9 protein-coding genes and 1 pseudogene are annotated in these 9,614 nt (G+C 48.7%); 4 read left to right on the plus strand and 6 right to left on the minus strand.

The features are described 5' to 3' along the window. Window positions 1-607: 607 nt before the first annotated feature. Both LLG09_06170 and LLG09_06175 read left to right on the plus strand, forming a co-directional pair. On the plus strand, window positions 608-1,156 hold the full coding sequence (locus LLG09_06170) for a hypothetical protein (GenBank protein ID MCE5196697.1): 549 nt from the start codon (window positions 608-610) through the stop codon (window positions 1,154-1,156). Between the two features lie 179 nt (window positions 1,157-1,335). Next, window positions 1,336-1,461: a DUF1653 domain-containing protein gene (locus LLG09_06175; GenBank protein ID MCE5196698.1), complete on the plus strand. Its 126-nt coding sequence runs from the start codon at window positions 1,336-1,338 to the stop codon at window positions 1,459-1,461. A gap of 107 nt (window positions 1,462-1,568) precedes the next feature. Here LLG09_06175 and dnaK read toward each other — a convergent pair. The 4 genes and pseudogenes from dnaK to LLG09_06195 all read right to left on the minus strand — a co-directional run bounded on the left by dnaK (window position 1,569) and on the right by LLG09_06195 (window position 5,826). Next, a pseudogene (gene dnaK / locus LLG09_06180) lies at window positions 1,569-3,230 on the minus strand (molecular chaperone DnaK). Window positions 3,231-3,787: 557 nt separating this feature from the next. Beyond that, complete coding sequence (locus LLG09_06185) at window positions 3,788-4,198, minus strand: hypothetical protein (GenBank protein ID MCE5196699.1); 411 nt, start codon at window positions 4,196-4,198, stop codon at window positions 3,788-3,790. Between the two features lie 15 nt (window positions 4,199-4,213). Next, entirely contained in the window at window positions 4,214-4,879 is a 666-nt protein-coding gene (locus LLG09_06190) for a DnaJ domain-containing protein (GenBank protein MCE5196700.1), read from the minus strand. Then, a complete protein-coding gene (locus tag LLG09_06195) occupies window positions 4,876-5,826 on the minus strand; it encodes a DUF5685 family protein (protein ID MCE5196701.1) in 951 nt (316 codons plus the stop codon). The genes LLG09_06190 and LLG09_06195 overlap by 4 nt, the downstream gene beginning before the upstream one ends. Before the next feature lie 205 nt (window positions 5,827-6,031). On the opposite strand from LLG09_06195, the gene LLG09_06200 reads away from it, so the two are divergent. Next, the gene (locus LLG09_06200; GenBank protein ID MCE5196702.1) at window positions 6,032-6,907 is read left to right on the plus strand and encodes an aldo/keto reductase; all 876 of its coding nucleotides are present in this window, start codon (window positions 6,032-6,034) and stop codon (window positions 6,905-6,907) included. Between the two features lie 59 nt (window positions 6,908-6,966). Here LLG09_06200 and LLG09_06205 read toward each other — a convergent pair whose 3' ends face one another. Then, window positions 6,967-7,464, minus strand: a complete 498-nt coding sequence (locus LLG09_06205) for a zinc-ribbon domain-containing protein (protein MCE5196703.1) — start codon at window positions 7,462-7,464, stop codon at window positions 6,967-6,969. Window positions 7,465-7,636: 172 nt separating this feature from the next. Here LLG09_06205 and LLG09_06210 point away from each other — a divergent pair, with 172 nt between their 5' ends. Further along, the gene (locus tag LLG09_06210) at window positions 7,637-8,599 is read left to right on the plus strand and encodes a GNAT family N-acetyltransferase (GenBank protein ID MCE5196704.1); all 963 of its coding nucleotides are present in this window, start codon (window positions 7,637-7,639) and stop codon (window positions 8,597-8,599) included. A 103-nt stretch (window positions 8,600-8,702) separates the two neighbouring features. Here the strand turns inward: LLG09_06210 and LLG09_06215 are convergent. Further along, on the minus strand, window positions 8,703-9,614 hold a 912-nt coding region (locus LLG09_06215; GenBank protein MCE5196705.1), incomplete at its 5' end, for a cytosol aminopeptidase.

Raw genomic sequence — 9,614 nt, forward strand, 5'->3', positions numbered from 1 at the left:
GCAGTGGATATTCCACAAAGATGCAGGCTAAGCTCAAAATAGAAGAATTCTATCTGATTGATAAATTTACATTTGCAAGGGATGACTTTGCCACCTTCGGGTGGCTTTTTGTCGCTTGAGGGTGATTATTTGACGCTTACGTCGGTCCGAATGCAAAGCGCAGGAGCAGCGTTGTTACCAGTGCAGGGTGTATTTATTGATTGCTCCGCCAGGATTTCGTTCAGGCTCGCGCCAGGAAATGACAGCAATCAACTGTTTGGCATTTCCTGCCAAACTATTTTATGCTTCTCTGTTGACAGATCACGATCCGTAGATTATAATGACTTTATAGGTCATCAGACTGTAATTCCTGTAAAACGACAAAGTTCACAGTATTTCTTCAAGGCAAGAGCTATTTTGCTACCGTCCCCGCAAGACCAGCCTGAACGTTAAAAAGTCTCTGCCCGAACCCCCCAGTAGCGAAATCTGCGTCACTGTTCCTAGGAATTGCCCATTGGAAAACTATGATGTTGCGAACAAAAAAACCAGACTCCGATGTTACGATCGTTAAACTCAGGTTTGCCATATCTCTAAATGAACGAAGACAATAGAAAGGAAGTATTAAATCATGCCGGATCCCAGCCAACCAATCGAAAAAAAAGATGCTCTCAAAACAGAGAAAGATAAGGATGCTGAACTCGTAATCGGTGCCCTGCGGACTTCCGAATTTATCCGGGACGACACGGATCCGATTGCCGCACCCAGTATGGAAAGGGTAGCGGAGAATAGCCAGCACAGCCATAATCATTCTGAAGAAGAGGAAGAAGAAGAAAAAGAAGAAGACATCAACGAAGCTTTCTATGATGTAGCAAATAATCTGGAAATCAAGGTGCCAATCGCCTCCATGGAAAATTCCTATACCGAGCCGAACGCACGCTTTCCGCAGGAACCCGATCAGGCTGTCGATGCAGAAAACCAGCGTTTGCCCGATGTTCAAGACAAATCAAGCAAATCCGCCGAAACGGAAGAAATCGATGATGAAGGTCTCTTCCAGGTTCCGGCCGATCCTCTTGAGAATCAATTCAGAGAACCCGTCATCCCGATGGAAGATTGGGTGAGCAGGCCGCCAAAACCGAATAAAAAAACAAAAGAAGAGCCGGAAAATCCTGTTACATAAAGTTTCTGCGTATTAACGAACATACTTTGTCATCACGCCGGGAAAGAAGAGATTGTTTCATAATGATCGCAGCATCAACATGAAATCTTCTCTTCTTTCCTTTTTTTCTGATCGTCACAAGGCCTGTGCCTTTCCCCTGCCCTGCTTCTTGCAGCAAGCTTCAAAAAGCAGAAAATAGTATGCAAGAGATCAAAACAGGACGCTGGCAGCATTTTCAAGGCAATGAATACGAAGGTGATTACCCGGCTAAGCACTCCGAAACGCCGGGGCCGACGATGGTCTTCGGTAAACCAAAGGAGCTGTAGTCAAACGAAAAATTGCTGCAGCTCCGTTGATTTTAGTGATTTTCATTGTTGAGGTTCTCAGCCGCTTTGTTTTGCAGACCGGCGAGCAAACCAGACAGGCGGCTATTGCTGTCCACGACTTGCTGATGCTCCTTGCCCTTGCAGGCCTGTTTACTCTGTTCAACCGCTGCATCGAGGGCGGCGCGGTCCGCTTTCCCCAGTGTTTTCGATATCTTTTTGGCTTGATCCACTAATTCTGCCGCTCTGTTTTTCGCCGTGGCTTCTTCTTTCAATTTTGCTTCTTCCGCCAGATACTGCTGCTGTTCGCGTGTCGCCTGTTCAATTTCTGCCTGGCTCATATTGGATGTGGCGGTGATCACGATACTTTGTTCTTTGCCGGTGCCTAAATCTTTGGCAGAAACACTGACAATTCCATTCACATCGATGCCGAAGGTCACTTCAATTTTCGGTGCGCCGCGCATTGCACGACGAATCCCGCTCAGTCTGAATTTACCAAGCGTCTTGTTGCGGTCAGCTCTCTCGCTTTCACCTTGCAGAACATGAATATCCACGGAGGACTGGAAAGGGGCTGCGGTCGTGTAGATTTCGCTCTTCCTGGTGGGCAGCGTCGTATTGCGCTCGATGATCCTGGAAAAAGCATTCCCCACGGTTTCAACACCCAGGGAAAACGGCGTGACATCCAAAAGCAGCAAACCTTGCACCGCGCCGGACAGTACACCGGCTTGCAGCGAAGCACCGATGGCGACACATTCATCGGGATTAATGCCTTTGAAGGGTTCTTTGCCAATTACCCTTCGGATCGTTTCCTGCACAGCGGGAATCCGGCTGGAGCCTCCCACCAATAAAATCTTATCGATGTCCGAATTGCTCAGACCGGAATCCGCCATCGCCCGGTGTACCGGCAGCATGGTTGCTTCCACCAAATGAGCTGTCAATTCATCAAATTTGGCACGGGTCAGCGTCAGTTCCAGATGCAGAGGTTTTGCGTCCCTGACAGCGAGATACGGTAAATTGATTGTGACTGACATCAACCCGCTCAATTCAATTTTGGCGTTTTCCGCAGCTTCTTTGATGCGCTGCATGGCAGTCGCATCCTGATGCAGATCAACCCGATTGCTTTTCTTGAACTCTGCGATCAGATACTCCGCTATGCAATGATCAAAATCATCGCCGCCAAGATGATTGTTGCCGGCTGTCGCCAGTACCTCAATCACACCGCCGCTGATCTCCAGAATCGAAACATCAAAAGTGCCGCCGCCTAAATCATAGACCAAAACCTTCTGCGCCGCTTCTTTATCGACACCGTAAGCCAGGGCGGCGGCAGTCGGTTCATTGATAATACGCAGAACATTGAGCCCCGCAATTTTGCCTGCATCCTTGGTGGCTTGCCGCTGACCATCGGTAAAATAAGCGGGCACAGTGATCACCGCATCATTGATTTTCTCTCCCAGATAATTTTCAGCATCGATTTTTAATTTCTGTAAAATCATAGCGGAAATTTCCTGCGGCGTATATTGTTTGTCGTCAATTTGAACTCTGAAATCGCCGCCCATTTCCCGTTTTATTGAACTGATTGTGCGCTCATGATTGGTAATTGCCTGACGTTTGGCTGCTTCGCCTACCAGGCGTTCGTTATTTTTGCTGAATGCCACGACCGATGGCGTGGTACGCTTGCCTTCGGCATTGGGAATGATGACAGCTTCTCCCCCTTCCATGACTGCCATACAGGAATTCGTGGTACCCAGATCGATACAGATTACTTTAGACATTTCATTTTCTCCTTAGGTTGACTTCATTGCTCCGAAAAGATTTTCCATTTACGGATATAATTCCAAACGCTCCCGTGATTCAGATTGCTTTGATCCCACAAAATAAGCGATAATTTGTTATGATACACCCTCTGTCCGGTGAGACTGTTACGAATCTTCTAAGACAATAGAAATATTGTTTGACTTTTACAAATTCGCTTTCCGGCAAGAAATCAGCCAGCCGCAAGCAGGCGATCCCCGGCAGGCCGGGAAGCAAAAGTCAGCTCTCTGGCCGCTGCTGCTTTGCAGGATAAAATGCTCAACGCAGAAGAAAACTTTCTGTTCCGACAAAAGCGCGGTTGGGAGCATGATTTCCATTACAGACAAGGTGTTTTGGTTCTCGCTGCCTGGAACGGTGCTCAAGTCGCGGCAGTTGCCGGAACGGACGATCAGACGGAACCTTTGCGGTAAACCGGCACCGGCATACGAGCGGAATCTCTGCTTCAGTACGCGGATCCAACAAAAAACCGTCCGGCCATTTCCTAAACATAGGCCAACGGTTTTATGATCCGCATCGCTTAAATCAGAATACGCACTTTAAATTCGGTTTGACAGGAGGGGCATCTGACGGAATGCGTTCCCGTTTTGCGCGATAAACGCAGAACCTTTTTGCATTTGGGGCAAGTGCGATAGCGATGCGTTTTCACTTCTCTGATTCTGCGCAGGTTCCTCGCCAATTTTATTTGGACTGGCCGCCAGTAATTCAGGAAAAGAGCATTTTCTCTCCGGCGTTTCGTGAGATTTTTTGAAAAAGCTCTGAACAGCAGCAGCGCTAAAATGAGATACATGACAATATTGATAATCTGCGACTGCACCGCCATATTGATTAAGATCAGAAGAAAACTCACTGCCAGCAGACCATAATACAACTGATCAATCCCATAACGGCCATACATGAAATTGGCGATTCTTGCTTTGAATTTATCCATTGTTTTTTCTCCTTTTTATAATGGGGATCCGCAGCATACGGTCATACATAATCTGGTCATACAGAGGCCCAAACACAGATTACCGACCGACGGCATACCATAACCCTGACTCTGCTGTTGATAAACCCGACCGCCATGCTGAATTTGATTCAAAAAAACCTGATACTCAATATTATTCGGTTCCATTTGCACAGCAATCGTAGCATGCTGCAATGCCGTGATCTCATTGCCGATACCGGCATTGGCATTGGCACTATAGTAGAACCAGGCAGCGGTCCTGTCCTTGATTCCGGCCAGTAAATCTAAGGCTTCCTGGTAATAACCGGCTCTGATCCGATTCACGACCGCCTCATATTGAGAAGTATTCTCCTGTGTCTGGCGGTAGCTGTAAGGTCCGTAATTGCCAAATGGATTAAACCCGCCAAACGGATCATAGCGGCCGGAAGAATTGCCGCCATAAGGATTCTGACCCTCCGACCCGTTGCCGCCATTTTGGGGAATATTGCCGTTTTTGATCTGTTCATACGCAACATTGATCTCACTCATTTTTTGGGCTGCTTCCGGGTTGTTTTGGTTTACATCCGGGTGATATTTTCTGGCCAATTGACGGTAGGCTTTGGTGATTTCTTCACTTGAAGCAGTTGGGGAAACGCCAAGTACTTCGTACGGATCGGATGTCATTGTTTCTGTTTCTCCTTTATTTTCCGGTTTGCTATCTCGTATCTTGTCCATACTCCGGAATAGAGTATATTTTCTATCAGGTGCTTATCTTGCTGAATCGGCAAACGTTGATATTTTTCCATGCAGTCAGCCATCAGAAGATTGAGTATTTCCGCCGTGTTTTCCCAAGTTGAGGCAATCAGGGGATTATATCGTTCTTTTTTTATGTCTTCTACTAAATCAAGACTGGCATCCATGATATAAATGAATTTCCCCAATGCCTGCGCGAAGGCGCGTAAGTCCGGCGAAAAGCCGTCTTCCCTCCAGATAAAAACTTCCGCCAGCAATTTGCCGAAACAATTAGCCGGAAGATCCGGGTTCAGCACATTCGCTTTTTCCAGGGCGCTCAGCTCTCGCAGACAGTCTTGGATCAGCTGACATTGTCTGGGATACAATGCGGCGATCTCTCGATTCGCCTGCTCAAAAAGCTTTGCTTTGTATAAGGCGCTCCGTTTCTTTTCGTCTTGCCAATCATCCAGAAAATTATAATAGGCAAGCGCCACATTCATGTCAGCGGCATAAGCCGTGATTTCATCCTGCCAATAGGTATGCGCTTTCAGCGGATGAATCAGACAACGTTCCGTCTGCAAGTCAGGCTCTTTCGGATACAGCGCCGACAGAATCAAAATCAGGAAAGTCATGTCATAGGTCAGGGTGATCCGGCTGATTGTCTGATGCCGGCTGCCCAGCGAGCGGCAAAGGCTGCAATAACAAGTTTGATAGCGCTTTTTCTCTTCTTCGCTCAATTTTTCAAAATTCGCTACCACATAACCAAACATCCCCTGCCACCTCCCCGTTTCTTTGCCGGTTTTTTTGCTGTGAGCAAAGCTGCTGTGCTCCCGGGCGCCGGCTTTTGCTTTTTCATAAGTGTTACAGACATTGCTCTGTCTTGAAGATAGATTATACACCCGATCAGGCCTGTTTTTCGCTGATTTGCAAAATTTTATACTTTATTCACTTTTTTCAGGCGCTTCGGTTTGCTTTTTACCCCCTTTGACGTGATCTTGAATTTTCCGGTAAAATCTGTTATAATGTTTATGGAAAATTGCCAGACCGTCAGGACTCTCTCATGGAATGAAAACGTTTAAAATTAATTTGGAGGTGAAGCTTTGCATGATCAAACGTGAATTTGGCAAAACCGGTTTTGCTATCGCTCCCGTTGTCTACGGCGGCATCGTCTCAATGAACGACGGACAGGAGGCATCCGACCGTTATGTTGCCTGGGCGATCGATCGCGGCATCAATTATTTCGATGTAGCCCCTTCCTATGGCGACGCGCAGGAAAAATTGGGCAATTCGCTCAAACCCTATCGCAAAGAAATCCATCTTGCCTGTAAAACGCAGCAGCGCTGCCGGACAGAAGCAGAGAAGGAATTCAAAGAATCCCTGCGGGTCCTGCATACAGATTATTTTGATGTCTATCAAATGCACGCGCTGAGGAGTGTTGCCGAAGTAGACGCAGCCTTTGCCCCCGGCGGGGTGATGGAAATGATGCGCTGGGCAAAAGAACAGGGTTATGCCCGTAATCTCGGGATCACCTGCCACAGTGAAGCGGCAGCTCTGAAAGCGATTTCGCTCTACGATTTTGACACGGTCCTCTTCCCGCTCAACTGGCATATGAACATCGGTCACCAATTTGGCAGCAAATTGTGTGCCGCCGCCAAAGCGAACGGGATGGGTCTGCTCGGTATGAAACAGTTGATCGAACGCAGTTGGTTCAACGCGGAAGAACGCGAACATTCGCAGTTCCCAAAATCCTGGTGCAAACCGATTGATGCCGACAATACGGCTCTGCGCCTGGCCGCCATGAAATACACGCTCTCCTTGGGAGTCCATGCTTTGGTTCCTCCCGGTGATTTTCTTAATTTCTCTTTTGTCGTCGATCATATCGACGAGTGCCTGCGGCAGCCGCTGAATGCCGACGATTTACAGCTGCTGAAAGACGCCTATGCCAAGGTGAAAGATTATCCCTTCTTTGCGCTTGACTAAATGCAAAACAGGCATAAAAAGGCGGATGGCCATTTTCGGTCACCCGCCTTTTCGTATTTTTAGCTTAATTTATTGCCGCATTCCCCGCAGAATTTCATACCGAGGGGATTTTCTGCGCCACATGCCCCGCAGATCAAAATATCGGGTTCCGTGTCTTGTGCCGGTTCCGGTGGCTTCATTTCGATTTTAGTGCCGCAGACGCCGCAGAACTTGGCTCCGGCGGCTACCGCCGCACCGCAGTTGGGGCATTTGCTTACAGATTCCACCGCTTCTTCTTCTTTCTCCTGCCTGGCGTTGATCGCCTCAATCTCTTCCTGCAGTGCTGTAATGGATTTTTGAATTTCTTTGATTTCGAGACACATTTTTGCTACATCATCATCGAGCGGAGCGCCTTCTTCGAATTTCTTCCAGTAAAAATCCCCGATTCTGGTTTTGACTGCTTCAATGGCAGATTTATCATTGCTGATTTTCGCATTCAGGCGCGTAACTTCTACCATATCCGCACCACGGTTGGTCACATTTTTAGCCGCTTTGGAAAGTCTGTCAAAAAAAGCCATAATAAACCCTCCCTCGTTTTCTTCCTTCATCTGTCAAAGGTGCGGCTGATGAAACCGCAGGCATCCTTGTTTCTTTTTTTAATTCGCTGTTTCTCCTGTCATTTCCTTCTTGTTCCCGCCTGCTTTGGTGTAATTCCACAAATAAAAAAAAGAAACGGAGTCTTGATTTTAGATGTATATAACGGAATTTACAGCGAAACAGATCCCACAGGCGCAACGTCTGGTTCTGGCTGAATATCGGGTCCTGCAGAGCAAACTGCCCTGGCTGCCGGAAATTACCGCGGCACCCAACCTGGATGATTTTGCCGCCAATCAATTGGGTGTTGCCGCCCTGGAAGGTGGGTGCTTGCTGGGGTTCCTTTGCTGCAGCAACCCTTTCCCGGATGCTTTCCATACCACCGGCGCCAAAGGCAGCTTCACTCCCCTGCATGCGCACGCTGCCATCGAACAGGACAGAGCCGGACTCTATGATCATCTCTATCAGGCAGCCGCCAGAAAATGGGTCGCTGCAGGGATTGTCAGTCATGCAATTTGTTTCTACAGTCACGATCAAGTCAGTCTGGAACAGTTTTTCTGGAATGGTTTTGGCATGCGCTGCCTCGATGCGATCAAAGAGAATACAGCGGTTCCCGATCCGCAGCCTGCTCTGGCTTCGTATTACGAGGTCGCCAAAACCGATTTGACTTCGCTGCTTGCTATGCAGAATCAGCTAATTGCTCATTTGGGTAATTCCCCTTGCTTTATGAAATACGCTGCGATGAGCGAGGAACGCTTCCTGGTTGCCAACGAGGAAAATTACTTTTTTGCGGCGCAAACGCGGGGGAAACCGGTCGCTTATCTGCGCTTCAGCATGGAAGGAGAAAATTTCATCAGTAATTGCGGCAAAGTGATCAATATCTCCGGTGCCTTTTGCCTGCCGGAGTTCCGCGGCAGCGGTATAATTGATCAATTGCTGGATTTCAGCGCCAATTTCTGGTACAGGAGGGGATACCGCCTGCTCGGAGTTGACTGCGAAAGCATCAATCCAACTGCCCGCCGCTACTGGCTAAAACACTTTACTCCATATACTTATTCTCTGGTTCGCCGTATTGATGAAAAAGCGGCCGGCTGCACGGATTTGTTGCCGCAGGGCTAAGCGGACGTTAAAAATAAGGCTCCGGGGTAATCCTGCCTGTCTCTTTGCACAAGTGCGCGTTGACCTTTGAGGATTTTGCCCGGAGTCTTGATTGCATTGAGTCCTATTTTTCTTGTGCCAACGCCAATTCCGCCATAGTACGGGTTGCCATACCGGTAAAACCTTTGCTCATATATGGTTTATCGGCCGAAATGGCGGAAGTGCCGGCAATATCCAGATGTACAAAAGCGGCTTTTTTGATAAATTCAGCTATGATCATACCGCCGGTCTGCATGCCACCGCCGGCGCCGCCGCTGTTCTTCAAATCGGCGACGTCAGATTTATACATCGCCGCATAATCCTCATGCATCGGCATCCGCCAATAGCGCTCGCCGCTGATGGCTGCGGCTTGCTGCAACTCGGCGCTCAGATCATCAGAGGTCGCGAGATAACCGGCATAGACACCGCCAAACGCCCGCGCGCAGGCACCGGTGAGCGTTGCCACATCCACAATTTTCTTGGCTCCCAGCGACTCGGCATAGGCAACGGCGTCAGCCAAAACCAAGCGGCCTTCCGCATCGGTGGAGATAATTTCGATGGTTTTGCCCATCATGCTGCGTACCACGTCCCCGGGCTTCTGCGCCATACCATCCGGCATATTTTCGGTGGCGGCAATCACACCAATGATATTGGCTCTTGGTTTCAGCTTGCCAATGATCTCCATCGCGCCTAAGACAGCGGCTGCCCCCGCCATATCCCCTTTCATGTTTTCCATACCGGCGCCTGGTTTCAGCGAAATGCCGCCGGAATCGAAGGTGATTCCCTTACCAACCAGGGCCAGGATATCGCCGCCCGGATTGCCTTCATACTTTAAAACAATCATCATCGGCGGTTCCGCACTGCCCTGCGCCACACCCAGCAAACAGCCCATCCCCAAGTCCTGCATATGGTCTCTGTCCAAAACCGAGACTCCCAAGCCGTTTTTGGCGGCCACTTTAATCGCTCTCTCAGCCAGTGTGGTGGGCGTCAGGTAATT

Source organism: Negativicutes bacterium (assembly GCA_021372785.1).
Classification (GTDB): domain Bacteria; phylum Bacillota; class JAAYKD01; order JAAYKD01; family JAAYKD01; genus JAJFTT01.

Excerpts from the sequence above, each read along its gene's own strand:
- LLG09_06210 (MCE5196704.1), top strand. The coding sequence starts at position 7,637 with ATGTATATAACGGAATTTACAGCGAAACAGATCCCACAGGCGCAACGT.
- LLG09_06170 (MCE5196697.1), top strand. The coding sequence starts at position 608 with ATGCCGGATCCCAGCCAACCAATCGAAAAAAAAGATGCTCTCAAAACA.
- LLG09_06185 (MCE5196699.1), bottom strand. The coding sequence starts at position 4,198 with ATGGATAAATTCAAAGCAAGAATCGCCAATTTCATGTATGGCCGTTAT.
- LLG09_06200 (MCE5196702.1), top strand. The coding sequence starts at position 6,032 with ATGATCAAACGTGAATTTGGCAAAACCGGTTTTGCTATCGCTCCCGTT.
- LLG09_06190 (MCE5196700.1), bottom strand. The coding sequence starts at position 4,879 with ATGACATCCGATCCGTACGAAGTACTTGGCGTTTCCCCAACTGCTTCA.
- LLG09_06205 (MCE5196703.1), bottom strand. The coding sequence starts at position 7,464 with ATGGCTTTTTTTGACAGACTTTCCAAAGCGGCTAAAAATGTGACCAAC.
- LLG09_06175 (MCE5196698.1), top strand. The coding sequence starts at position 1,336 with ATGCAAGAGATCAAAACAGGACGCTGGCAGCATTTTCAAGGCAATGAA.